The 26,762-nt window shown below is 34.9% G+C and carries 19 protein-coding genes, 1 other RNA gene and 1 pseudogene; 14 read left to right on the forward strand and 7 right to left on the reverse strand.

The features are described 5' to 3' along the window. Positions 1–414 precede the first annotated feature (414 nt). The 6 genes from EKM00_RS04560 (at position 415) to EKM00_RS04585 (ending at position 8,721) form a co-directional block, all read left to right on the forward strand. A complete protein-coding gene (locus EKM00_RS04560; RefSeq protein WP_126515396.1) occupies positions 415–1,797 on the forward strand; it encodes an NAD-dependent succinate-semialdehyde dehydrogenase in 1,383 nt (460 codons plus the stop codon). 55 nt (positions 1,798–1,852) lie between these two features. Further along, positions 1,853–3,817 carry an aconitate hydratase gene (locus tag EKM00_RS04565; RefSeq protein WP_126515397.1) on the forward strand — a complete coding sequence of 655 codons (1,965 nt, stop codon included), beginning with the start codon at positions 1,853–1,855 and terminating at the stop codon, positions 3,815–3,817. Between the two features lie 76 nt (positions 3,818–3,893). After that, entirely contained in the window at positions 3,894–4,892 is a 999-nt protein-coding gene (locus tag EKM00_RS04570; RefSeq protein ID WP_126515398.1) for an NADP-dependent oxidoreductase, read from the forward strand. Positions 4,893–5,194: 302 nt separating this feature from the next. Next, entirely contained in the window at positions 5,195–6,196 is a 1,002-nt protein-coding gene (lpxD, locus tag EKM00_RS04575) for a UDP-3-O-(3-hydroxymyristoyl)glucosamine N-acyltransferase (protein WP_126463352.1), read from the forward strand. 155 nt (positions 6,197–6,351) lie between these two features. Beyond that, positions 6,352–7,980, forward strand: coding sequence for an acyl-CoA carboxylase subunit beta (locus tag EKM00_RS04580; RefSeq protein ID WP_126515399.1), 1,629 nt, complete (start codon positions 6,352–6,354; stop codon positions 7,978–7,980). 318 nt (positions 7,981–8,298) lie between these two features. Continuing rightward, complete coding sequence (locus tag EKM00_RS04585) at positions 8,299–8,721, forward strand: DoxX family protein (protein WP_126456178.1); 423 nt, start codon at positions 8,299–8,301, stop codon at positions 8,719–8,721. A gap of 284 nt (positions 8,722–9,005) precedes the next feature. Here EKM00_RS04585 and EKM00_RS04590 read toward each other — a convergent pair. The 3 genes and pseudogenes from EKM00_RS04590 to EKM00_RS04600 all read right to left on the reverse strand — a co-directional run. Further along, positions 9,006–9,196: pseudogene (locus EKM00_RS04590) on the reverse strand (IS5/IS1182 family transposase); the annotation flags it as partial. Between the two features lie 200 nt (positions 9,197–9,396). After that, entirely contained in the window at positions 9,397–10,446 is a 1,050-nt protein-coding gene (locus tag EKM00_RS04595) for an AMP-binding protein (protein ID WP_126515400.1), read from the reverse strand. A 37-nt stretch (positions 10,447–10,483) separates the two neighbouring features. Continuing rightward, entirely contained in the window at positions 10,484–11,395 is a 912-nt protein-coding gene (locus EKM00_RS04600) for a CPBP family intramembrane glutamic endopeptidase (protein ID WP_126515401.1), read from the reverse strand. Between the two features lie 97 nt (positions 11,396–11,492). On the opposite strand from EKM00_RS04600, the gene EKM00_RS04605 reads away from it, so the two are divergent. Continuing rightward, positions 11,493–11,837, forward strand: coding sequence for an ArsC/Spx/MgsR family protein (locus tag EKM00_RS04605; protein WP_126515402.1), 345 nt, complete (start codon positions 11,493–11,495; stop codon positions 11,835–11,837). Positions 11,838–11,943: 106 nt separating this feature from the next. Further along, positions 11,944–14,457, forward strand: a complete 2,514-nt coding sequence (locus EKM00_RS04610; RefSeq protein ID WP_370453919.1) for a TonB-dependent receptor domain-containing protein — start codon at positions 11,944–11,946, stop codon at positions 14,455–14,457. 119 nt (positions 14,458–14,576) lie between these two features. Here EKM00_RS04610 and EKM00_RS04615 read toward each other — a convergent pair whose 3' ends face one another. After that, positions 14,577–14,741 (reverse strand): hypothetical protein, encoded by a 165-nt coding sequence (locus tag EKM00_RS04615; protein WP_091170588.1) that lies wholly within the window; start codon positions 14,739–14,741, stop codon positions 14,577–14,579. Between the two features lie 250 nt (positions 14,742–14,991). On the opposite strand from EKM00_RS04615, the gene fumC reads away from it, so the two are divergent. Next, the gene (fumC, locus tag EKM00_RS04620; RefSeq protein ID WP_126515404.1) at positions 14,992–16,389 is read left to right on the forward strand and encodes a class II fumarate hydratase; all 1,398 of its coding nucleotides are present in this window, start codon (positions 14,992–14,994) and stop codon (positions 16,387–16,389) included. Positions 16,390–16,722: 333 nt separating this feature from the next. Here the strand turns inward: fumC and EKM00_RS04625 are convergent, their stop codons facing one another. Further along, positions 16,723–17,730 (reverse strand): LLM class flavin-dependent oxidoreductase, encoded by a 1,008-nt coding sequence (locus EKM00_RS04625; protein WP_126515405.1) that lies wholly within the window; start codon positions 17,728–17,730, stop codon positions 16,723–16,725. Between the two features lie 169 nt (positions 17,731–17,899). After that, on the reverse strand, positions 17,900–19,102 hold the full coding sequence (locus EKM00_RS04630) for an NAD(P)-dependent oxidoreductase (protein WP_126515406.1): 1,203 nt from the start codon (positions 19,100–19,102) through the stop codon (positions 17,900–17,902). Positions 19,103–19,351: 249 nt separating this feature from the next. Here EKM00_RS04630 and EKM00_RS04635 point away from each other — a divergent pair, with 249 nt between their 5' ends. The 4 genes from EKM00_RS04635 to EKM00_RS04650 all read left to right on the forward strand — a co-directional run bounded on the left by EKM00_RS04635 (position 19,352) and on the right by EKM00_RS04650 (position 23,176). Beyond that, positions 19,352–20,551, forward strand: coding sequence for a serine hydrolase domain-containing protein (locus EKM00_RS04635; RefSeq protein ID WP_126515407.1), 1,200 nt, complete (start codon positions 19,352–19,354; stop codon positions 20,549–20,551). 107 nt (positions 20,552–20,658) lie between these two features. Then, positions 20,659–21,055: a transfer-messenger RNA gene (ssrA, locus tag EKM00_RS04640) on the forward strand. Between the two features lie 593 nt (positions 21,056–21,648). Further along, a complete protein-coding gene (locus EKM00_RS04645; RefSeq protein WP_126455984.1) occupies positions 21,649–22,233 on the forward strand; it encodes a DUF6088 family protein in 585 nt (194 codons plus the stop codon). Continuing rightward, positions 22,226–23,176, forward strand: coding sequence for a nucleotidyl transferase AbiEii/AbiGii toxin family protein (locus EKM00_RS04650; RefSeq protein ID WP_126515408.1), 951 nt, complete (start codon positions 22,226–22,228; stop codon positions 23,174–23,176). The genes EKM00_RS04645 and EKM00_RS04650 overlap by 8 nt, the downstream gene beginning before the upstream one ends. Positions 23,177–23,556: 380 nt before the next feature. On the opposite strand, the gene EKM00_RS04655 is transcribed toward EKM00_RS04650, so the two are convergent. Continuing rightward, positions 23,557–24,810, reverse strand: coding sequence for a recombinase family protein (locus EKM00_RS04655; protein WP_126515409.1), 1,254 nt, complete (start codon positions 24,808–24,810; stop codon positions 23,557–23,559). A gap of 150 nt (positions 24,811–24,960) precedes the next feature. On the opposite strand from EKM00_RS04655, the gene EKM00_RS04660 reads away from it, so the two are divergent. Then, the gene (locus tag EKM00_RS04660; RefSeq protein WP_233592240.1) at positions 24,961–26,757 is read left to right on the forward strand and encodes a peptidoglycan DD-metalloendopeptidase family protein; all 1,797 of its coding nucleotides are present in this window, start codon (positions 24,961–24,963) and stop codon (positions 26,755–26,757) included. The last annotated feature ends 5 nt before the right edge of the window (positions 26,758–26,762 follow it).

Raw genomic sequence — 26,762 nt, forward strand, 5'->3', positions numbered from 1 at the left:
TTAATTTTGCAAAACTAAAATACGATTTTTACTAAGAAGCCATTAATTTGGCTTCTTTTTTTATCGGACAACAATGATTATAAAAGTAAAAATTAGCACCATCCATCCAAATGTAGAAAAAGGAAGACAAAAAGAAACAAAATTTAAAAAGAAGGCTTTAGATGTGTTTACTTTACGCATAAAAAAAAGTTAATGTGGGAATTATGTAAGTCTTATTCCTCATAATATTTTTATCTTTGTTATTCAATAATTGTTATTACAAACTAGAACAATTTTATTTTTTTCAAAAAACCAATCTACTTCGTAAAAATTTCCTTACCAATTATTGAACTATACATGCTAAAACCATCTGTTTTACATTATAAATTATTTTTGGCAGAAGCCAAAAATTAATCTTCTTTAAATATTAGAATTATGGCCATACAAACAACGAATCCCGCAACAAACAAAATTTTGAAATCATTTGATGAAATGACCGACAAGCAAGTAGATGATGCCATTGTACAAGCTGCCAATACCTTCCAAGATTGGAAAAAAACATCATATTCTGAAAGAGCGGCTGTTTTAAACAAAGTAGCTTCTTTAATGAGAGAGAAAAAAACAGCTTTGGCTACTTTGATCACACTCGAAATGGGAAAACTATTTTCTCAGGCAGAAGGTGAAGTTGAATTAAGTGCTAATATATTAGATTATTATGCTAAAAATGGCGAAACCTTTTTGGCCGATAAAAAATTAGAGCCTGAACTTGGCGAAGCCATTATCAGATCAAGCCCAATTGGGGTTTTACTGGGTGTTCAACCGTGGAATTTCCCTTTTTATCAGGTAGCGCGTTTTATTGCGCCAAACATTATGGTGGGAAACACTATCTTGATAAAACACGCTTCTATGGTTCCTCAATGTGCAATTGCAATTCAAGATTTATTTAAAGAAGCGCAAGCGCCAATTGGATTATACACTAATTTGTTAATCTCAGGAAAGAGAGCTTCAGCCATTGTTTCTGACAAAAGAATCAAAGGTGTTTCACTTACCGGTAGTGAAGCCGCTGGTGCAAGTTTAGCTGCAGAAGCTGGTAAAAACCTTAAGAAATCAGTTTTAGAATTAGGAGGTAATGATGCCTTAATCGTTTTAGAAGATGCCGATATTGATAAAACTGTAGAATGGGCCGTAGTTGGACGAATGAACAATAATGGACAAAGCTGTATTGCTTCCAAAAGAATTATTGCTATAGAAGCTATTGCTGATGAATTTATCGAAAAGTACACAGCCAAACTAGCTAAATTAAAAGTAGGAGATCCAATGGATTCAAATACAGAATTAGGTCCATTGAGTAGTGAAGAAGCTTTATTACACTTAGTAGATCAAGTGGAAAGATCAGTTGCTGCTGGAGCTACCGTTTTACTCGGAGGAAAAAGAGTTGATGGTCCGGGAGCCTTTATGGAACCTACCATTCTAACGGATCTAAATCCTGAAATTCCAGCATATCACGAAGAATTATTCGGACCAGTTTCCTCTTTTTACAGAGTAAAAGACGAAGCTGCTGCAATTGCCTTGGCGAATGATTCTGATTTTGGTTTAGGAGGATCCATATTTACTAAAGATATCGAACGTGGAAAACGACTTGCTGATCAGATTGATTCTGGAATGGTATTTATCAATCACCCAACTTGGACACAAGCCGATTTACCTTTTGGAGGAACCAAAGGTTCTGGTTACGGTAGAGAACTCTCTGAAATTGGAATTCATGAATTTGTAAATAAAAAATTAATTCGTGTCAGTGGAATATCTGATCCGTTCTAGAATAAAACAATATCTCGATTTTTAGATTTAAGAAAAGTATCTAAACGCACAAAATATGTCAAAATTAAACGTTAGTCAAAAATTAATCCAATCGCATCTTTTACATGGTGAAATGATTGCGGGTCAAGAAATTGGAATCCGGATAGATCAGGCATTATTGCAAGATGCAACCGGAACATTGGTCCAATTAGAATTAGAAGCCATGGGTCTAAAAAAAGCCAAAACGGAAGTTGCGGTTCAATATGTGGATCACAATCTTTTGCAAACAGATTCTAAAAATGCCGATGACCATTTATTTTTACTTTCGGCGGCACAAAGATTTGGTCTTTGGTACAGTCGTCCCGGAAATGGCGTAAGTCACCCGGTGCACATGGAACGTTTTGGCAAACCCGGAAAAACACTCGTTGGGTCCGATAGTCATTCTTGTGCTGCAGGATCTTTGGGAATGTTAGCCATTGGAACCGGTGGTTTAGATGTTGCAGCTGCAATTGCAGGTCAACCTTATTTTGTCAAAATGCCAAAAGTAATGGGTGTAGAACTCAGCGGTAAACTACCCGATTGGGTTAGTGCCAAAGATGTTATTCTAGAAATGCTAAGACGCTATGATGTAAAAGGCGGAGTGGGAAAAATTATAGAATATTATGGTGAAGGATTGAAAAATCTGAGTGTGATGGACCGTCATGTTATTGCCAATATGGGCGCCGAATTAGGTGCTACAACAACTGTATTCCCCAGTGATGATGAAACCAAACGGTTTTTAATTTCCCAAAATCGGGAATCTGACTGGACGGAATTAATTGCCGATTCAGGAGCAACTTATGATGAATATGCAGGAATTAATTTAAACGATTTGGTTCCTTTAATTGCACTGCCCACAAGTCCTGGAAATGTAGTTACCGTGAGTGAAGTTACCGGAAAAACAATTGGTCAGGTCGTTATAGGCTCTTCGGCAAATCCTGGATTACGAGATTTTTGGATTGCCGGAGCCATTGTAAAGGATAAAACCATTAACAGTGCAGTTTCATTTGATGTCAATCCTACATCTAGACAGACAATTCAAAACATGCTAAAAAATTTTACTTTTGCAAATTTGATTACTGCTGGTGCTCGTTTTCATCAATCAGGTTGTATGGGTTGTATAGGAATGGGGCAAGCTCCCGCTACCGGAACAATCAGTTTAAGAACCATGCCTCGAAATTTCCCAAGTCGTTCTGGAACAGAAGATGATCAGGTTTATTTGTGTAGTCCCGAAACGGCTGCTGCATCTGCCCTGACAGGAAAAATCACAGATCCTAGAGATATGGAAAAAATCTATGGCATGAAATATCCTAAATTTGAGAATCCTGAAGTAGAAATTATCAATACTGATATGCTAGTAGCTCCATTAGAAGATGGATCAGGAGTTGAATTACACAAAGGTCCAAATATCAAATCGATTCCTGAAATTGAAGCTTTACAACAAGACTATCGAATTCCTATTTTATTAAAAATGGGCGATAATGTATCTACAGATGAAATTTTGAAAGCTGGAGCCGATGTACTTCCCTTAAGAAGTAATATTCCTGAAATCAGTAAATATGCTTTTAGTGTGATCGATCCTAGTTTTTATGACCGAGCCATGAAATCTAAAAAAGAATTTGGTGGACATATCGTTATTGCAAAAGAAAATTATGCCCAAGGTTCCAGTCGGGAACATGCCGCTCTTGCTCCTAAATATTTGGGACAAGTGGCTGTTATTGCCCAAAGTTATGCCCGTATTGCTTGGCAAAATTTAGTCAATTTTGGAATTGTGCCTTTAGAATTTATAAATGTTTCTGATTATGACAAAATGGAACAGGGAGATTTGATCCGTTTTAAAAACCTCCGTGAAGATGTTGTCAATAGAAATAATATAAAAGTAGTGATCGAAAAAGGGGACGGAAGCACTTTAGAATTTGAAACCAAACACAGTTTAAGTGATCGTCAAATTAACGTACTTGCAAAAGGAGGTATCATAAATGATTTCAGAACCAAACTATAAATTAGTTTTAAAAAGGAAACAGGAAACAAAACTTCATTAACGAATGGCTAATGGAGTTTTTATTAAACTAAAAAAAATGAAAACGAAACAAATCGTACTAGCATCTAGACCTAATGGAATTCCAACATTGGATGATTTTAGATCTGAAAATATAGAATTAGACGATCTAAAAAAAGGAGAAGTCCTTTTAAAAGGATTGTATTATTCCGTCGATCCCTATATGCGCGGTCGAATGAATGAAGGAAAATCGTATGTACCTCAATTTGAATTAGACCAACCTATAGAGGGCGGAGTTTTAGCTACTGTAGTAGAATCAAAATCCGATCTTTTCCAAACAGGAGATACTGTTCTGGGCGCTTTGCCTTGGAGCGAACAAATGATTGCCTCTGAAAAAGGCCTGCAAAAAATTGAATCAACAGTAGAATCCCTAACATATTATTTAGGAATACTAGGAATGACAGGACTTACCGCTTATTTTGGTCTAATGCAAATTGGAAAACCAAAAGCGGGAGAAACCGTTGTGGTATCAGGAGCAGCAGGAGCCGTTGGGATAGTAGTAGGCCAACTTGCAAAAATCCAAGGTGCTCGTGTAATAGGAATTGCCGGTTCTGATGAAAAAGTAAAAATGCTAAAAGAAGAATTTGGCTATGACGAAGTCGTCAATTACAAAACAAATACCAATATGAAATCCACAATTGCTAAATTATGTCCAAACGGTGTGGATGTTTATTTTGACAATGTAGGTGGCAGTATTTCTGATGCGGTTATCGAAAACCTGAATTTTCATTCCAGAATTGCTTTGTGTGGACAAATTTCCCTTTACAACAGCACCGAAATACCAATGGGACCCCGAATCCAACCCATGTTATTAACCCGAAGTGTATTAATGCAGGGTTTTATTATCAATAATTTTCAAAAAGACTTTCCAGAAGGAATTGCACACTTATCAAAATGGGTCAATGAAGGAAAATTGAAGTTTATAGAAACTATAGTAGAAGGTTTTGATCAATTACCTACGGCACTACTTGGTTTATTTAAAGGAGAAAACAATGGAAAAATGATTGTGAAAAGATAATTTATCCGAGTCAAATAAATAGAAAATAGCCGGTACTTATAATTAAGTACCGGATTTTTGTTTTATAATTAACCCCAACCATTCAATCAACAAAGTCTCTACCGCTAACTGTTGTTTGCTATTTATTGTAATCAATCAGCATTTCCTCATGTCCAAAGGATAAGGAATAATTACAATATTGTATTCACAATTTATATAACCACTCCATTTATTCCTGTTAAAGAAATTAGTAAGATTAGGAATTTCAACGCTAAATTCTTTTATTTGAAAAATATTAAACAACCAAATCCAATCTACACGGAATGAAATCTTATACAATCCAAGAAATTAATGCGATTCTTAATGGCGTAATTATAGGGAATACTACCCAAAACATTACTGCTCCTGAACAATTAGAAATGGCTACCGCTTCCGAAATTTCATTCATTGGAAACAAAAAATACGAAAAATTATGGTTTACTTCCAATGCTTGTGCGGCAGTGGTCAATGAAGATATTGCTATAGAACCCGGAGAAAATAGAGCTTTCATAAAAGTTAAAAATGCTGATTTAGCGATGTCTCAGGTACTAGAACTCTTTGCTCCACCAACACCAGTATTTACTATTGACATTCATCCCAGTGCTGTGATTGATCCAACTGCCTCTATTTGCACTGGTGCCCGAATTGGTGCTGGCTGTTATATAGGACCTAATGTCATAATTGGAGACAACTCCACTGTATATCCTAATGTGACCATTCTAGATGAATGTACGATTGGTAAAAACACAGTAATCTGGTCAGGAACGGTTATCAGAGAACGATGTCACATTGGCAATGATTGTATTTTACATCCTAATGCGACTATAGGTGCGGATGGTTTTGGTTTTCGGCCTGACCCACAAAGAGGTTTGGTCAAAATTCCGCAAATTGGAAATGTAATTATTGGTAATAGTGTCGAAATTGGCGCTAATACCTGTGTGGACAGAGGCAAATTCAGTTCAACCATTTTAGGTGACGGCTGTAAAATTGATAATCTAGTCCAAATTGGGCATAACAGCAAACTAGGTAAGTTTTGTATTATGGCTGGAAACAGTGGATTAGCAGGCTCTGTAACATTAGGAAATGGCGTAATCATTGGCGGAAGCGCTTCTATAAAGGATCACACCACCATAGGCGATGGTGCGATTGTAGGTGCCGGTTCCGGTGTAACAGGAGATATCCCTGCAGGAAAAACCATGCTAGGGTATCCGGCCGTTGAAGCTCGTGATGCACTCAAACAATGGGCAATTTTAAAAAGACTTGTAAATGAATCCAAACATAAATAACCTTTTTTTTTATTAAATTCATAAAAAAGCAGGAGGTAACTTCTGTTTTTTTGTTTTTAAATCAAAAAAATATTCCGTTTTCTTTCTAAACCAATAAAATTTATTTACTTGAATTTTGTATTTTAGCCCAAAATTATTTTTAACATTCTTTCATCATGGATTTAAACTTCAACAAAAACGAAGACCACAATAAACTTTTAATTTCCGCATTGCGACAAAAATTAAGCATAGTTAAATTAGGCGGCGGTGAAAAACGCATTCAAAAATTACATGGTGAAGGCAAAATGACCGCTCGTGAACGTATTGATTATTTATTGGATCCAAAAGCGAAATGCATTGAAATTGGAGCATTTGTTGGTGAAGGAATGTATGCAGAACACGGTGGATGCCCATCAGGTGGTGTTGTGGTAAAAATAGGATACATCAGAGGCAAACAATGTATTGTTGTAGCCAATGATGCTACCGTAAAAGCGGGAGCCTGGTTTCCTATAACGGCCAAGAAAAACTTACGGGCACAGGAAATTGCTATGGAAAACCGACTGCCAATTATTTATTTAGTAGATAGCGCCGGAGTATATTTGCCTTTGCAAGATGAAATTTTCCCGGACAAAGAACATTTTGGACGTATTTTTAGAAATAATGCCCAAATGAGCAGCATGGGAATTACCCAAATTGCTGCTGTAATGGGAAGTTGCGTCGCCGGTGGAGCTTATTTACCCATCATGAGTGACGAAGCTTTGATTGTCGAAAAAACAGGAAGTATTTTCTTGGCAGGAAGTTATCTTGTCAAAGCTGCTATTGGCGAAAGTATTGATAATGAAACTCTGGGCGGAGCAACCACCCATTGTGAAATTTCCGGTGTGACGGACTATAAAGCCAAAGACGATAAAGATGCATTGGATAAAATAAAAAATATAGTTGATAAAATAGGTGATTTTGATAAAGCTGGTTTCAGCCGAATTAAATCCCAAAAACCAGCATTAGACGAAAAAGAAATCTACGGTGTTTTGCCAAAAGCCAGAAATGAGCAGTATGACATGATGGAAATCATCAATCGTTTAGTAGACAATTCAGAATTTGAAGCTTATAAAGACGGCTATGGCCAAACTATTATCACTGGTTATGCCAGAATAGATGGTTGGGCAGTTGGAATTGTTGCCAACCAACGAAAAGTGGTAAAAACTAAAAATGGTGAAATGCAGTTTGGTGGCGTAATCTACTCCGATAGTGCAGATAAAGCCACCCGTTTTATTGCCAATTGCAACCAGAAAAAAATCCCATTGATCTTTGTTCAAGATGTTACCGGATTTATGGTAGGATCTAAATCAGAACATGGCGGAATCATAAAAGACGGTGCCAAAATGGTAAATGCGGTATCCAATTCCGTTGTTCCAAAATTCACTGTAATTGTAGGAAATTCATATGGTGCTGGAAATTATGCCATGTGCGGAAAAGCGTATGATCCAAGATTAATATTTGCCTGGCCAAGTGCAGAATTAGCGGTTATGGGCGGAACACAAGCGGCAAAAGTGCTGGCGCAAATTGAAGCTTCTTCGCTTAAAGCAAAAGGAGAACTCGTAGATGAAATAAAAGAAAAAGAATTATTTGATAAAATAAAAGCCAGATATGACGAGCAAGTTTCGCCTTATTATGCCGCATCTCGATTATGGACAGATGCTATTATTGATCCCCTAGACACCCGAACTTGGATCTCTATGGGAATAGAAGCGGCTAACCACTCGCCTATTGAGAAAAAATTTAACTTAGGTATTATTCAAGTTTAACTCCTAATTTACTGGAACTTATATTTATTATTTTGTACATATATAATTGCCTTTATTCAAAGGATTGATAGTTATAGCATTAGCCCCTTTGCAAAATAACGTGCTGAAAATCTAAACCAAATTCGTTTTAATTATTTAAGATACTTACTTACGCTGTACTTATAAATTGAGACGGCATTATCAGTAGTTTATTCGCAAAAGCTAATAGATTATTCTATTTGAACAAAAAAACAATCAAAGTTTAGTTTTCTTTAACAATTATAATTTATTATATTAAAATTCAGTAACTTAGTACTAAATATTTAAAACTATAGTATTATGAATAGCGTAAAAAATTTAAACAAATGGGCGAATACGCACACTTATTTAACCGTGGATTTGGTACGAATAACACTTGGTGTATTTTTGTTTATGAAAGGAATCTCTTTTATAACGAACATCCAATATTTAAATGATTTAATATCGCCAATTGACAGGATTGGTGGCGGAATGTTCCTTATTCACTATATTGCTCCAGCACACATGGTAGGTGGTATAATGATTGCTTTTGGTTTACTGACAAGATGGGCTATAATAGCACAACTTCCCATACTGATAGGTGCTATAGTAGTAAATTTTATGGGAGCAATGCATTCCCAAAATTTACTTTTGGCATTGCTAATATTAGGAGCTTGTATATTTTTCTTATTCTATGGAAGCGGAAAAAATTCAGCTGATTATTATTTTAAAATGCAGCAATAATTTAATAAAAAGTAACCGTTATTTTGATCAGAATCATTTTTCAGATAATAAAAAACCGCTTGTAACAGGATTTACATAATCGGTTACAAGCGGTTTTTCTTTTTTTATGATTGATTTTATAATGGAGCTTCAATAAACCAACTTAAGCTTACCTAGAGTTATTTTAAGTAACTCAATGGTAGGTTGCATTTCTATATTAATTTAAATATTCTTTTTAAATTGACTGTGAAAATTGCTATCTCACCTGTACAGTTTAAACCGGAATGGTTCTGGATTTATATTTAAAAAAACATGTTGTAACGCAAACCTTCCACTACATCAACATCCGAAACACTACAAATTGTTTTAAGAAGCAAATACTCTAACATACAAACGGGACTTTCTGCCATACGTCCATTCTTGGTGCAGTATTTATTTATTAAGGAAAATCTATTAAATCATTGATCTTTTTCAAAATATTATTCTTTGGAATAATTAAATCAAATAACGAAAAATGCTTCCTTAAATGTGTTGATTGCTGTTAACTAACATCTAAAAAACTCTTATAATTAGAGCTAAATATAGCATAAAAGGAGAATAAATCATAAGATTTACCCTCCTTTTATGCTATATTTGTTTGTAAAAAGACTTTTTCAGTGCCCTCGTTTTGGTAAGTGCTTTTTTATTAAAAACAATTTAAATACTTTCTAAAATTTCTTTGCGTTTAATCTTTCCACTTTCGGTTTCACTAAATTTAGAAACATAAAAAACTTCTTTCGGTTTTTCATATTTGTCTAAACCATCAAAAATACTCTCATCCAGTACTTGTTGTTCCCCTTCTATAACAATGACTAGTTTTTCTCCTAAAACTGAATCTTCTTTTCCAGCTACAAAAAATCTTGAGTTAATTTTATCAGATAGCTTATCTTCAATTTTTTCAGGAATTAATTTTATTCCGCCACTATTTATTACGTTATCTATTCGTCCTAAAAAAACAAACTGATTTTCGCCTACCAGTTCCACTAAATCGTTTGTAATAATCGAATTGTTTGAAATTTTTAATGCATCAATCACCAGACAATTCCTTTCATCTTGGCTAATTTTAATATTTGGTAAAATTGAAAAAGTCTCCTCTCCTATCTTTTTTGCGGCAATATGAGTAATAGTTTCCGTCATTCCATAGGTCTCATAAACTTTCGTTTTCAATTTAGAAAGCCCTTTTTCAAGAGAATTACTCATTTTAGCACCACCAACAATCATTTTTTTTACATTTTTTAATGCAGATAAAGAGTTTAGAGCTTGTAGAGGAACCATAGCAACAAAATCATATTTATTATCGTTATATTGCATAGGATGAGAACTTGGCGCAACAAAATCAACATCAAGACCAAGAATAAAACTCCTCACAAACATCATTTTTCCAGCAATATATTTAGTTGGCAAACAATGCAATGCTCTATCTCCGGGTTTTAAATCGAAAAAATCACCGGTTGCAATCGCCGAATTGACCATAGCTTGTTTATCGACACGAATCAATTTAGGACTTCCTGTAGTCCCAGAAGTATTCATTTCAATATAGGATTTGTTATCAAACCAATCGAGAATAAAATCTCCCACTGATTTTTCGAATTCCTCACCTTCTTTTATAAAACTGTATGCTACTCTGCATAAATCATTTCGATTCAGATGAAACCCATTTAGTTTAAAAAGGTTGTGGACATTGTAATATGCTATTGCATCAATCATGATAAGCTTATTTTAAATTATTGTACAGTTTTACTATTTAAATATTTCCAGTTAATTTTTCTTTCCAATTGGTCCAATTGTATTTTTTACTAAAGATAAATAAAAGTATTGGGTAAATGAAAACAACGGGAACTATTACATCTAATCCAGCAGATGGATCCGAAATATCCTTAAAAATAGAGTGCGTCTGAAAGGCAGACCAATCCGATGTGACCAACAATGCTCCTACTAAGTTATTAGCTGCGTGAAATCCCAATGCGAGTTCCATACCCTCATCCATCAAGGTAATGATTCCAAGAAACAATCCGGTTCCTATATAATATACTAAAATAATAGGACCAATCTTAGCAACTTCAGGGTTAAACCAATGCATTCCTCCAAAAATAAGAGAAGTCATCAGTAACGGAAACCACTTGTTTTTAGCAAGGTTTGCAAATCCCTGCATCAAATAGCCTCTAAAAATATATTCTTCAGAACTAGTTTGTATCGGAATTAAAACAACACCTATGAGAACCAAAATAGCAAATGGAACAGGCTTAAAATTGATGACAAAATCACTTGGACTGTAAAAATAAAATAACAAGGTAGATACAATTGTTATTGCCGCCCAAATCAAAAATGAAAACACGATTCGTTTCCAGTCTACTTTAGCTCTTGAAGTAGTTACCGAAAGTAGTGTTTGATGATGCAAATAACGAACAACCAAAATAATACTGCCCATGAGAACCACAAATGATATCAGGACTAAAAACAAGGTTAAATTGGGTTCAAAAAACTGCATTACAGCTTCGTTATTTGAAGGATATGGCTTTCCTTTAACGGTTGTTTCATAAATTAAGAGGATCAGAAGTGGCAACTGACCCAAGATTGAAGCAAAAATAAATATAAATGATCCCTTAATATATTTCCAAAACGTATTCTCTGATTTTAAACCCTGCGCTATAAACATCTATTTTAATTTAATTTTATACTTGATTAGTTTCACAAACGTTATTTTTGTTACCACTAATCTAATGCTTTTAACAATTATTTAAAAACGACTAAATATGATACAAATATACCATAATTCACGTTGCGGAAAATCTAGAAATTGCCTCGCACTGATAGAAAAATCAGAAAAAGAGTTTGAAGTAATCAATTATCTGATAAGTCCGCCTACTTTTGAACAATTGTCTGCAATTATAAAGAAACTAAATATAGCACCGATAGCATTGGTTCGCCAAAAAGAAAAAATTTGGATTGAAAATTTCAAAGGAACAACGATGAATGAGGAACAAATCATTCAAGCTATGCTATCAAACCCAATTCTGATAGAAAGACCCCTGGTTATCATGGGAAATAAAGCAATAATAGGAAGAGATTTAGAAAAAGTAGAGGCCTTTATTTCCTAAAATTCTTAGTTTTTTAATTAACATTTTTTTGTGATTTGTAGTATTAAACCATCTCTTACTTTTGCAATCTAACGACTGTAACCAAAGTTTTTTTAAAATGAAAAAAATGAAATCTGTTTTAATTCTAGTGCTCTTCTTTACTACACTATTTAGTTTTGCCCAACAAGCTCCAACCCAAAAAATTAAAATTTCCGGTAAAGTAATAGAAAAAATCAGCAAACAACCCTTGGAATATGCTACTGTAACATTTATGAATCCTAACAATCCAAAACCGGTTGCCGGAGGAATAACAAATCCAAAAGGAGAGTTTGATATTGATGTTATTCCTGGTGTTTACGACATTAGTATTGAATTTATTTCTTTCAAAGTAAATGAAATTAAGCAAAAAAAACTTCAGGTCAACACCAGTTTAGGTTTGATTAGTTTAGAGGAAGATGCGAATCAATTGAATGAGGTTATAATTCGATCAGAAAAAACTACAGTCGAAATCAAATTAGATAAAAAAGTATACAACGTAGGAAATGACCTGATGGTAAAAGGTGGTACTGTAAGTGATGTGTTAGACAACATTCCTTCTGTTTCTGTAGATATTGAAGGAAATATAAGCCTTCGTGGGAATGATAATGTACGCGTTCTTATTGATGGCAGACCGTCAAATGCGATTAATATCGCGGAAGCCTTGCGATTGATTCCTGCGGATGCCATTGAAAAAGTAGAAGTGATCACCAACCCATCAGCACGATACGATGCTGAAGGTGGTGGTGGGTTATTAAATATCATTTTGAAAAAAGGAAAAAACCGCGGTTTAAACGGAACATTTATTGGCTCGGCAGGTTATCCTGAAAATAATGGTTTGAGTGGTACATTAAATTATAAATCTGACAACTTTAATCTTTTCACTACTCAAGGATACAACAAGCGGAACAGTCCAGGAAACGCTCTTACAAATACCAATTATTTAAATGCAGACAACACTATCAACAATATTATAAATGAAACCCGAGAAAATGACCGATTTAGTAAAGGGTACAATGGGAATTTTGGAATAGAATTGTACTTAAATGAGACCACCGCATGGACCAATACATTCAATTACCGAAAAAATAACGGAGATAATCGGGACAATGTTTTTCAGAATTATTTTGAGGCAGATAACACTTTTGATTACACTCGTAACCGAATCAATTTAGAAAGCAGTGATAGTGAAAATGTAGAATTTGCAACTAATTTTACTAAAAAATTCAAAAAAGAAGGACATAAATTAACCCTTGACGGTTCCTTTTCAACTAGTAAAGACCTCGAAATAGCAGTAATTACGGATAGAGCTACCAATACTGCTGAAGTAAAATTTGACAACACCCTCAACAACCAAAGTCAAAGTCGAAATTTACTCCAGATGGATTATGTGTTGCCTATTGGCGAAGGAGGTCAGTTTGAGGCTGGATATCGTGGTGATTTTTCAGAATTACTCACGGATTATCAAGTTAAAAATGACGGCCTAATCAATAAAAACTTCACCAATACATTAGAATATAAGGAGAAAGTGAATGCTGTTTACACCCAATATGGAATGAAAATAAATAAATTTTCTGTCTTAGTAGGATTGCGTTTTGAGGATTCTAATATTAATATCAATCAATTGGCAACTAATGATTTTAATACTAAAAAATACAATAACTTTTTCCCAAGTGCCTTCTTTACTTATGAAATTTCAGACAAAAGTAGCGCTTCTGTAAGTTACAGCCGAAGAGTGCAAAGACCAAGAGGACGATTTTTGAATCCGTTCAGTAACTTGTCCAGTAACATCAATATTTTTGTCGGAAATCCAGATTTAGATCCCGCTTTTTCAGATGCAATTGATTTTGGTTACATCAAAAGATGGGAAAAACTTACCTTTAATACATCCATATATGTAAATAAAACAACGAATGTTTTTCAATTTGCAAGAAGAGAATCAGGAGATTTTATTGTAACCGTAATCGACGATAAAGATACAGTTCTGAATGGTGAGGTAACACAAATTAATGGTGGTGAAGATACACGTATTCCAATTATCATTAGCTCACCTATTAACTTAGCTACAGGATATAGAGTAGGATTTGAATTCACGTTAAATTATTCTCCATATAAATGGTGGAAATTAAACAGTAACTTCAATTTCTTCAGAAACGAAACTCAAGGAGATTTTACTTATACTGATTTTAAAAATAATGAAATTGTACAAAATTTTGATAACGTAGCAACTTCATGGTCTACAAGACTGACTTCAAAAATCACGTTACCGTACAAAATTGACTGGCAGACAAATGCAAGTTATAACGGTCCGCAAAATAATGCCCAGGGAAGAAGCTTAGGTATTTTTGCAGCAAATATAGCGTTCAGCAAAGACATCTTGAAGGATAAAGGAACACTTTCATTCAACGTGAGTGATGTATTCAACTCCCGAAAAAGAATGATGGAAAGTAATCTTCCTGGATTTGCAAACTCCTACAGTGAAATGCAATGGAGAGTGAGACAGTTTAGTTTGTCTTTCACATATCGTTTTAACAAACCAAAAAACGAAAAAGAAAAACAACCTAGAAAATTGCAAAATGATAACGAAGGCGATTATCAAGGATAAAAAAGTAAGGACTCATGAAAATGGGTCCTTTTATAATTTTATGTTGCTTATTATATGGAGAAGAAAGTAAAGCATAAAAAAAGGACTCCCCTACAGAAGTCCTTTATTTAACAAACAGATTATACTGATTGTTCTTTCTTTGCTTTTCTTTCTTTATACATTTCCCATAATGCCCCGCCAATCCAATATTGAACGAAACCTACAAGAAAAAACATTAACCAAAATCCTATAGTAAGAATGGTTAAGAAAAGTAAAAAGCCTAAATACTGTGAAAATTCAAACATGTTTTCCGGAATTTTTGAATGTAGCCACAAATGTAAGTTTATTTCCTTTTCGTACCAATAAAAAACCATAAAAACTATCAATCAATTTTTATAAAAAAGTAATTATCCGTATTTTTGAGCTCAGAATTTGGAGCTATTTCCCGCTGTACACTCCAATCTTTTCTTTTTGAAAATAAAAAGAAAAGGATTTCCGTTGCCATCGGGGCTAAAAACACAGTAAACGACATCATTATTTTTAAATAACAACAAAATGAAATTCAGAATAGAAAAAGACACCATGGGTGAAGTGCAGGTTCCCGCTGACAAATACTGGGGTGCACAAACAGAACGTTCCAGGAACAACTTCAAAATAGGTCCTTCGGCTTCCATGCCAAAGGAAATTGTTGAAGGCTTTGCGTATCTTAAAAAAGCAGCGGCTTATGCCAATTGCGATTTAGGAGTTTTACCAGTCGAAAAAAGAGATGCCATTGCTGCGGTTTGTGATGAAATTCTAGCCGGAAAACTAGATGATGAGTTCCCATTGGTAATTTGGCAAACAGGTTCTGGTACACAAAGCAACATGAACGTGAACGAAGTTGTAGCCAATCGTGCGCAAGTTCTCAAAGGATTCAACATTGGCGAAGGCGAACAATTCATCAAAGCCAATGATGATGTGAATAAATCCCAATCTTCAAATGACACCTTCCCTACCGGAATGCACATTGCGGCCTACAAAGCAGTAGTTGAAGTTACTATTCCCGGAGTTGAAAAATTAAGAGACACGCTTCATGCCAAAGCAGTTGAATTTAATACAGTAGTTAAAATAGGTCGGACACATTTAATGGACGCTACTCCACTAACATTAGGACAGGAAATTTCAGGATATGTAGCACAATTGAACTACGGTTTGAAAGCGGTTAAAAATACATTGGCACACTTATCCGAAGTAGCTTTAGGGGGAACAGCCGTAGGGACAGGATTGAATACTCCTGATGGATACGATATAAAAGTAGCGGAATATATCGCTGAATTTACCGGACATCCATTTGTAACTGCCGAAAATAAATTTGAAGCACTTGCTGCACACGATGCCATTGTAGAAACGCACGGTGCCTTAAAACAACTAGCCGTTTCATTGAATAAAATTGCCAATGACGTCCGTATGCTGGCTTCTGGACCACGTTCCGGAATTGGAGAAATCCTTATTCCTGAAAATGAGCCGGGATCTTCCATCATGCCAGGAAAAGTAAACCCAACACAATGTGAAGCATTGACAATGGTTTGCGCACAAGTCATGGGAAATGATGTTGCCATCGCTGTAGGAGGAATGCAAGGTCACTATGAACTAAATGTTTTCAAACCTTTGATGGCTGCAAATTTCTTGCAATCAGCCAGATTACTTGGTGATGCCTGTATGTCTTTTGACGAACATTGCGCACAAGGTATTGCACCTAACTACAAACGTATTCAAGAATTAGTTGACAACTCATTGATGTTAGTTACGGCTTTGAATACTAAAATTGGGTATTACAAATCAGCTGAAATTGCTCAAACGGCGCATAAAAACGGAACAACTCTCAAAGAAGAAGCTGTTCGTCTAGGCTACGTAACTTCAGAAGATTTTGATGCTTGGGTTAAACCCGAAGATATGGTGGGAAGCCTTAAATAATTAATTATCAAGTTGAATTTTTAATTATTAAGCTATAAATTAGAAACCCTGCAATGTAACGTTGCAGGGTTTCTTTGTATCTATTTATATTCTGATAGCAAAATTTAAAAATTGATTTTTGATTACACGACTAATTATCTGAATACATTTTTTTATCCTATAAGTCAGATACGTTTCTTTAGGCTTTGACAAAGTGGTGATAAGTAATAACCATGGTATAATGTCGTATTTTAAAATCAAGATAAAATTACATAACAATCTGATTTAAAGTTTTTTTACTTAAAGTTAATTCTTTTGACTTTACGACTTTTAAACTTTTGACTTACATAGTTTTTATTTCTTATTAATTGTATCCATAACTTCTTTCATAATTCGAACGCTTTTCAATTTGTCTTCATGATCAAAAATTGGGCTTGTAATCATCAATTCATCAATTTGCGTATATTCGATAAATTGTTTCAATTCTGTTTCTAATTTCTTTTTGCTTCCTACAAACGAACAAGCAGTCATTTGATTCACATGAAAATGTTCTTCTTCACGCATAATCCCATCTAGCGAATCAACAGGCGGTTGTAATTGTTTTCTATCATTCCGAATCAAGTTCAAAAACATTTGAGTCAAACTGGTTGATAATTTTTCTGCTTCTTCATCCGTATCCGCAGCTATGGCGTTTACACAAGCCATAGTTTTGGGTGCTTCTAAATATTGGGAAGGTTTGAAATTTTCTCGATAAAACTCAAATGCCTGATGCATTAGTTTGGGTGCAAAATGTCCTGCAAAGGCATACGGTAATCCATTGGCAGCAGCCAAAGCAGCACTATCCATACTGGAACCTAAAATCCAAATGGGAACATTCGTTCCTTCGGCAGGAAAAGCACGTACTTTAGCCGTAGCATTATCTTCCGAGAAAAATTCCTGTAACGCAGCTACATTTTGAGGAAATCGCTGCGATTGCTCAAAGAAATCTTTCCGAATCGCTTGTGCTGTTAATCCATCTGTTCCCGGCGCTCTTCCTAATCCTAAATCAATCCTGTTGGGGAACAATATTTCTAAGCTTCCAAACTGTTCCGCTATAATTAACGGAGCATGATTGGGCAACATTATTCCGCCGGAACCTACCCGGATATTCTGAGTCTGACTGGCAATATAACCAATCAGGACTACCGTTGCTGTACTGGCTACATTAGCCATATTATGATGTTCGGCTAACCAAAAACGGTCGTACTCTAAACTGTCTGCCAGTTGTGCCAGTGCTGTTGTTTTTTGAAATGTTTCGCTCGCATCGCTATCTTGAGTAATTAATGCTAACTCTAATATGGAAATTGGAATCTTTTTAGTCATTATAAATTTCTGATTTTATACAAAAATAATCATTTTCGGTCGAGCCAAAAATTGTCTGGTGTTAATTGATTTATAATATTATAAAACCAAAAAAAACTATGTCTAAAAACTTTTAATAAAAAAACCGGCAACGTTGTATTGTAGATTTTGAATTTAAAAGAAAAAAAAATTATTTCCCATCAACATAATTTTGTAAATAACTAAATCGTGGAGTCAGTTTTCCGTTTTCAGTTATTTTGGCTCTTTGCAAAATTCCATCTTTATCTCCATTGAAAAATGCAGGAATTACATACTCCATGAACATTTCTCCAAATCCTTCACTGGCATCTTTAGGCAATTCACAGGGCAAATTATCAACTGCCATAACCACAATTGCCGCAGGATGAAACACATCCACTTCTTTATCTTCATTTGGCACATACCCATAGAGAGGTTCAGCAATTGTTGATGACCTGAGGGTGCATGCTATTGGCCCATTCACATCACAAGAAACGTCAGCCACTACTTTGATCCTACAATCATTGGCTTTAAGCATTTCTCGAGTCAAAATCACAGGAGCCTCATTGGCATGAAAATGTCCTGTTATATAGATATCAGACACTTTTGTAAATCTTTCGAAATCAGAAACATATTCTTTTGGACTGTGATAAAAATCAGTAAAATCTAAAACCTGCCCGTCTTTTCTTTTGTTATATTCTAAGACATCTATTTGAGTATAAACAGGCTGCGAATAGTTTTTAGTTAAATAATTCTCTACCGAAACTTCCTTTATTTTTATAGCATCCAAAATTTCTTTAGCTCCGTTTCCCACTTTTCCAGTTCCTGTAATAACAAATTTTAAAGGCGGTAACACTAATCGTTTTATATGTGCTATTAAGGCTTCTTTATCGGACAGTGTTTCTGCTTTTGGCAATTTGAACAATTCGAATTTTATTCCAAAAGCACGAATACTGTTGTATGCCCCTACTATTCCTGCATAACGACCAAAACCAATTAACCTGCGATTGTTAGCATCAACAATTGTTTCATAATCATACAAATCGATATTTTTTTCTAAAACAGCCTGCAATAATTTTCTGTTATAGGGCTGTTCTTTTATGGTATGCGAAAAAAAGAAATAGGATTTGTTAGGGATCAAATTTTCTATCGGTACTTCTTTTACCCCAAACAAAACATCACAATCACTGATATCATCAGTCAATTCGATGCCTTGATTTTCATATTGAGAGTCGGTAAAAACTCTAATATCAGAGTATTCTACCTTTACCATACACTCTTGATACTGTTGTTTCAGCTTTGTTAATTCATCAGGTGAAAAAACAACTCTTCTGTCAGGTGGATTTTTTCGTTCTTTTAAAATTCCAAATTTCATACGTTTTGAATGCTTTAGATTTAGTTTAATATAACTTAATGGTCTTTATTTGTTACAAATATAACAATTTAAGCGAATTTGAATTTATTTTAAAATAAAATTCTGCAAGCGGTACACTCCTAGTCACTGAAGTACAAAATGATACAAAAATGAGCACCTTGTCTATTGATAAAATAGTGTTAAGGTTTAGAAAAAACATCAGACAAAAAGGCATTGATTCTATATATTTGCCTTTCTAGCACCACAGAAATGAATTTTATAAAAAAAACAAAGATACTACATATATACCTCCTCTTTTTGATTTTGAGCTCCTGCGCCAAGGAGAAAAAGAAAGTTGAATTAAGTGATGCCCAACTTCCAAAGAGTACATTGCCTAAAATGAAGCCGTTGACAAACCCAGAGCCCACACTTACCGCGGAATATGTTGATTCTAAAAGAAAAGAAATAGACTCTTTTTACAAAAAAAATTGGCCCCATAATAGTGCAAATGGAAGTTTTCTGGTTGCTAAAAACGGCCAAATTATTTATGAAAAATATGAAGGGTATGCGAATTTCAAAGATAAAACAGTCATTACTAAATCTACGCCGCTGCACATTGCATCTGTCAGCAAGGTTATTACTGCAACGGCTATTTTAAAATTAGTAAATGCAAAAAGAATCGAATTGGATCAAAAGGTAAATACAATCCTGAAGGAATTTCCGTATCCGGAAATTACGATAAAAACATTATTGAATCACAGAAGCGGCATGCGTAATTACGCCTATTTTACAGATCGAGACAAAACGATATGGGACCGACACAACATACTTTCCAATCAAGACATACTGACGATCATGGCTACAAAAGACATTGGATTAGAATTCAAAACCGATACCCGTTTTAGTTACTGCAATACCAATTATGCCATGTTAGCACTAATAATTGAAAAAATCACAAAACTTCCCTATAAAGAGGCTATGAAACAAATTATTTTCAAGCCACTTAATATGGAAAATACGTATGTTTTTGATTATGAAAGAGATAAAGATACTGCCGTTACATCCTACAAAGGAAACAAAGTCGAGATAGGAAAAGATTATCTGGATGCCGTTTATGGAGATAAAAATATCTATTCTACACCACGTGATTTATTAAAGTTTGACAGAGCTAGAAATAGTTCTGATTTTTTAACACCTGAACTACAAAGTCAGGTATATAAAGGCTACAGTAATGAACGCAAAGGAACAAAAAATTATGGCTTGGGGATTCGAATGGTCAATTGGGAAACGGGACAAAATTTTTATTTCCACAACGGCTGGTGGCATGGAAATACTTCAGCCTACATTACTTTGAGAAAAGAAGGCGTTACTATTATAGCACTTTCAAATAAATTTACACTAAAAACGTACAATATACGAAAACTAGCTGTTTTATTTGGCGACTATCCGTTCAAATTAAGAGACGAATAAAAAAAGTATGATTTTTAGAATAGTGATATTAGTTTTGCAATAGTATTTCCAATAAAAAGTGTAAATTTGCAAACTCAAAATCCAGGTTTGGAATTTGAAACAAAAAAGGGGTCGACTGGTTTTGACAGCAAGTCGAATTGATAAGTAAGCACGTCGAGCATTGAGACCTTGCTCGTAAATATAAGATCTTACCATTTTACACGGCGAAAATAACTACGCTTTAGCTGCATAATCCGAATTATAGTACGATTAAGCCACGTTCCTATCAGATAGGAAAGCTGGATTCTCCTTGAAAGCCTTGGTTTGTGGCGTTCAGTTTAGGAGAACCGTAAAAATAAACCTAGATTTCCATGAGCTTCGGGTGGATTTCAAAATTAAGAAGATAAGTATCGTGTGGCTGTTTCTGGCCTAGCACAGTATCGAAAATTCAATCGGAAAATAAACGCGTAGAAAGCTTTTTAGTTGCTTGTTTGGACCCGAGTTCGATTCTCGGCGACTCCACTGGATGGGATGATTGAAAAATCATCCCTTTTTTTGTTGTATAAAAGCAAACCCTTTTCCTTCATTAACAGGTGATTACGAGATAATAAATCAATCATTGTAGGTGTTCGATAGATACCATCCTGATAGTATAAGTTGCTGTCGAACACCAGCTTTACAAATTCTCTCTTTTGGGTAATAGTAGCTCGATTATATATTGATTTTAAATCAACAAGTAAATCCAAGTTTTTTTGTAAAATTGTAAATGCATGCTTATCGACTTGGCTTAGACGAATGATAGAATCTTTGCAAGAAGTGATTGCAGTACTACACTTAACGCTGAATTGTCGTATAGTCAACCTGAACTCCCCTCATTTTCATTATTTCCTCAACATCACGATAGCTTAACTTAAATCAAAGTTTGAAATATACAGCTTGAAGAATAATAGATTGTGGATAGCAGTGACCTTTGATATTCATGGATCGAATGATTTAAAAGCCCTAAAGATAAAAAAATATTTTAGATTCGACAGAACTAAATAGAGTTATGTAAAACATATTGCATGAATTTTCAATAAAAATATATGCAATTAAATAATATTTATTAACTTTGTAACATGAATAAATTACAAGAATTAAAAAAACATTTAAAACGAGGAAAAGTATACCGTAGGGCTGATTTGTCCAAATGGTCAAAATCCGTTGACCGCCATTTAGATGAGTTGGTGCAGGAAGGCACTTTGCAAAAACTGTCACAAGGCTTATACTATTATCCCGAAGTAACAGTCTTTGGAGAAACACCTCCAGAAGAAGAAGTATTGGTGCGCTCTTTTCTCAAAGACAAACGTTTTTTGGTAACTTCCTTAAATGCTTATAATTCTCTGGGAGTAGGAACCACTCAGTTATACAACAGCAAAACGGTTTACAACCACAAACGTCATGGAGATTTCAACCTCGGCGGTATGACATTTTCATTTAGGGTAAAACCTCATTTCCCATTAAAAGCCACCCCAGAATTTTTATTGGTAGACCTGTTAAACAATCTCGACCAATTAGCTGAAGACCCAAAAGAAGTAGTGTCAAAAGTGAGATTGAAAGCAAAAACAATGGATGCTAAAAAACTAAAAAAATCACTTCAGGAGTACGGCAGCGTTAAAGCAAAAAAATTGTTGGAATCTGTTATAACAGCACAATATGTCTGATTACTTACACAACAATAAAAACTTCCGTGATCTGCTCCGTATTGTAGGAGCAGAATTAAATATCGAACCTGGACTTATCGAAAAAGACTATTGGATTATGCATGTGTTGTTCGGGCTAAAACAGCAAGGGTTTCAATTCGAACTCAAAGGAGGTACTTCTCTATCTAAAGGGTATGGAATCATACACCGTTTCTCCGAAGACATCGACCTCCATATCAAACCACCGGCTGAAATGGAAATAAATGAAAACCCAAACAACAATAAGCCCCGGAATATTCAAAAAAGAAAAGATTTTTATGATGGATTGGCAGATGAAATAAAAATAAACGGAATCATAGCAGTAAAAAGAGATGAAACATTTGACGACCTAAAGCAATACCGCAGTGGAGGCATACGATTACATTATGAGAGTATAATGGAAACAATTGAAGGAGTTAAAGAAGGAATTTTACTGGAAGTTGGATTTGACACGGTAACACCAAACAACCCTCTAACAATATCGTCTTGGGCATACGAAAAAGCAATACAGCAAAAAGTAGACATAATTGACAATCGGGCTGTAGATATTGCCTGCTATCACATTGGGTACACTTTTGTCGAAAAATTACAAACAATTGCAACCAAATTTAGGCAGGAGCAGGAAGATAAAATAGAAAGACAAAATTTGATGCGCCAGTACTACGATGTCTATAGTCTGTTACAAGATAATACAGTAAAATCATTCATAGGCACAAAAGAATATCAGAAACACAAAGAAGCTCGTTTTCCTCCCAAAGACTATGAAATACCCATTGCTGATAATGAAGCTTTTTTATTGAAGAATTTAGAACTTAGAGAGCGATTTATAGAACGCTATAAAAAAACGGCAAAATTGTATTACAAAGGCCAACCTGACTTTGACGAACTACTTGTTGAAATCGGTAAATGGGTTGAGAAATTGTAGTTTTCTAAATTAAGCCATGCTCTTGAATAATTTTAAATCTAAATATTTCATTATATTTGCTAAGGGTGGATTCTAAAATTTGCGAGTCAAAATTGAGGAGCAAAAGCAAGACCCAAGGATAATAAAAGTTATTAAAACGTAACAATATCAACCGGTTAGAAATGGAATACAAATCCCTCTTTGTCTCCGCAAAAGAAAAACCTAATTTTTTTTCATATTTTTATATATACTTTTTTCTATTACTCTAATCTCTAAAGTGTTCGACTGTGAAAAAGAGTTCGACAGTCGAACTCTAACGGTTCTTTTAAACACAACTTTTTATCTTTAAAAAACTTAAATTATTGAAAAACGTTAAAAACAGTTAGGTAAATATTTTAAACCTAAAAAATAATCATTGAATTAAAAAAAATCAAATCACTTAAAATCAAATGATTACAGTACAATTTTAAGCTGTCAAAAAAAGTTAATATAGGAATTAGGTGTTCGATTGTAGTCCCAGCCACTCCACTGGATGGGATGATTGAAAAATCATCCCTTTTTTTATTGTATAAAAGCAAACCCTTTTCCTTCATTAACAGGTGATTACGAGATAATAAATCAATCATTGTAGGTGTTCGATAGATACCATCCTGATAGTATAAATTGCTGTCGAACACCAGCTTTACAAATTCTCTCTTTTGGGTAATAGTAGCTCGATTATATATTGATTTTAAATCAACAAGTAAATCCAAGTTTTTTTGTAAAATTGTAAATGCATGCTTATCTACTTGGCTTAGAAGAATGATAGAATCTTTGCAAGATGTGACTTCGGTATTATAAGTAGTATACCATCTATCGTATGTGTCTTTAGATATCTCATTTTTAATCCATTTCTCTTCAACAGAAAACATTTTTTCTTGAGTTTCATCTAGTAGAATTTTCTTTTGGTTTATTACAAGTTTGTTAGATTTTAAATTCTCTTCCATTTTTGTAACAGATGACTTTTTAATATCAGATATTATATTTTGTGGCAAACTCATCAGCTCAAAAATTTCAGCAAGCTGATTGTGCGCTATGAGTGCGCTAATATTATTATGTTTAGACGTTTTACACTTGTAGTAGTTAAAATACTTTCCAGATTTTCCTCTTGATAGAGCACCTGTCAGTAAGTTTCCACAATGACATTTTAAAATCCCCCGAAGTGGTAAGTTTTCATCCAATATTGTCCTGATTTTTTCAGGCTTCTTCATTTTATTTTGCACCAATTGCCAAGTTGTCTTATCAATTATTGCCTCATGTATTGCTGGAAAGATTCCTCCAGGATACTCTTTATAACCCTGTACCTGCAACATACCTACATAAACAGGATTTGTCAAAATCCTCTCAACTGCAGTATTCCCTCTCGCTTTAAACCCCAGTTTAAACGCTTGTTCTTTAATTATATAAAGTGGAATATCATGCAGATAAGAATCGTACATAAATTTAATTGTCTTGGCCTGAGACTCTTCAATTACTAGCATCCTAGCTTTTCCTTCACCAGATTTAACATAGCCGAAGGGAGCCTTAATTCCAATATATCGTCCTTCTTTTGCTCTAGCCGTAATGTAAACAATGTAATTTTTCAAAAGGATAAATCTTCTGAGCGTTTTGAACATCGCTATTCTTATGATAATAATAGTGTTTTAACTAAGGTAGAAACGGCTACTTATGGCACTCCTTTTATCACCCATGCTGATTATTCCTATTATCTTATAGGCGAACTTAAAAGAGTTAATATTGCACAAGGCGCACAAGGATTGGATTATGTGTATACGCTAGGCGGACAGCTCAAGAGTATCAATCACCCGAGTCTGGCGGCCACGAAAGATCCTGGTGGCGATACCAACGATATTTTTGGTATTACTCTTGATTACTATAATGGAGATTACCTACGTACCGACAGAAACATTACCACTTCACCTACAGCAGGAGCCGATTATAATGGTAACATCAAAGCAGCGCGTTGGGCTAACAAAAGTAACATGATGGACTTGAGCGGAAGTACCATTAACCAAAAAGGATATTTATACAACTATGACCGCAACAACTGGCTTACCGCCGCTACCTTTGGAAACACTAACGCTAGTACTGCCGCCATTAGTCCAGATACGAAATACAAAGAAGCTGGACTTACTTATGATGCAAACGGAAATATCAAAACCTTGCAACGTACCAATGAAGCAGGTACTGCTCTAGACAATTTAACCTATAATTACGCTAACACCGGTAAAAACCAACTCAACAGCGTCACCGATGCTGTGGTGAGTAACTTATCAACTATTGATATTGATAGCCAGCCAGCGGGTAATTACGTTTATGATGCTATTGGTCAATTAATACAAAATACTTCAGAAAATTTATATTACTTTTACAACACACAAGGATTAGTAACCGAGGTAAGACTAGGATCTACTACCCCTATCGTGAAGTTCTTTTACAACGAGAGAGGCCAGCGTATCAAAAAAGAAGGGTATCAAACCAATGGAAGCGGCGTATTACAAAACACGACCTATTATTGCTTAGATTTATCGGGGAATACTATGGCCGTTTACAATATGCCAAGCGGCGGTGCTATTGCCCAAACCGATTTGCCTATTTATGGGCTGAGCCGCTTAGGAGTTTATAACAAAGCAAGTAATGCCAGTACCTACGAAATCACCGATCATTTAGGCAATGTACGCGCAGTCATAACCAAAACAGGAACGATACAGTCCTATGCTGATTATTACCCTTTTGGGGAGCAATTGCCAATGCGTACTTCGTTAAACAATTATCGTTATGCTTTCCAGGGGCAAGAGCTCGATGGGGAAACCAACATGGAGGCATTTCAGCTGAGGCTTTGGGATGGAAGGATTGGGAGGTGGCTCTCGCCTGATCCGTATGGAGAGTTTGATAGTCCATATCTTGGAATGGGAAATAATCCGATTTCGTTGATTGACCCTGATGGTGGGCAAACAATTGACCCTCCAGTAAAGGGTGGCAAGCTTAAGGAAGTTATAATTCAAGGCAGACCGAAAAGTTCAAATTTTAAAATGGATTGGTCATCTGCTTGGAGAAGATCGTCAGAATTTAATTTTAAAGCACCTACAATTAATAGTAGTTTAAATGGAAATCCCTTAAGTAAAATGGAAATTTTACCCACAGCTGCTGGTTATAAAGGAGGAACTTGGGGATATACAAGGAATTCCGGGAAAAAATTTCACGATGGAATAGATTTAAGAGCAAGTGTAGGAACTCCTGTCTATGCTATGAGAGATGGAATAGTAACTAAATCAATAAGCACCCAAATACAAGGTATTGACGACTACAAAGATAATATTGGAGATAGAAACGGAGCAGGAAATAGGGTAGCTATTTTATCGAAAGGAGGTTTAACAGTTTCATATTGGCATTTAAGTGCCGTTCATGTTAAAGTACATGCTAAAATAAGTCAAGGAGATATTATTGGACTTTCTGGATCGACTGGTAATGCAAATAGACCAGGTAGTTCTGGTCCTCACTTACATTTAAATATTAAAATAAATGGAACATCTGTTAATCCTATGCTATACACTAATTTTTAATACAA

This window comes from Flavobacterium sp. RSP15, assembly GCF_003968755.1.
Classification (GTDB): Bacteria; Bacteroidota; Bacteroidia; order Flavobacteriales; family Flavobacteriaceae; genus Flavobacterium.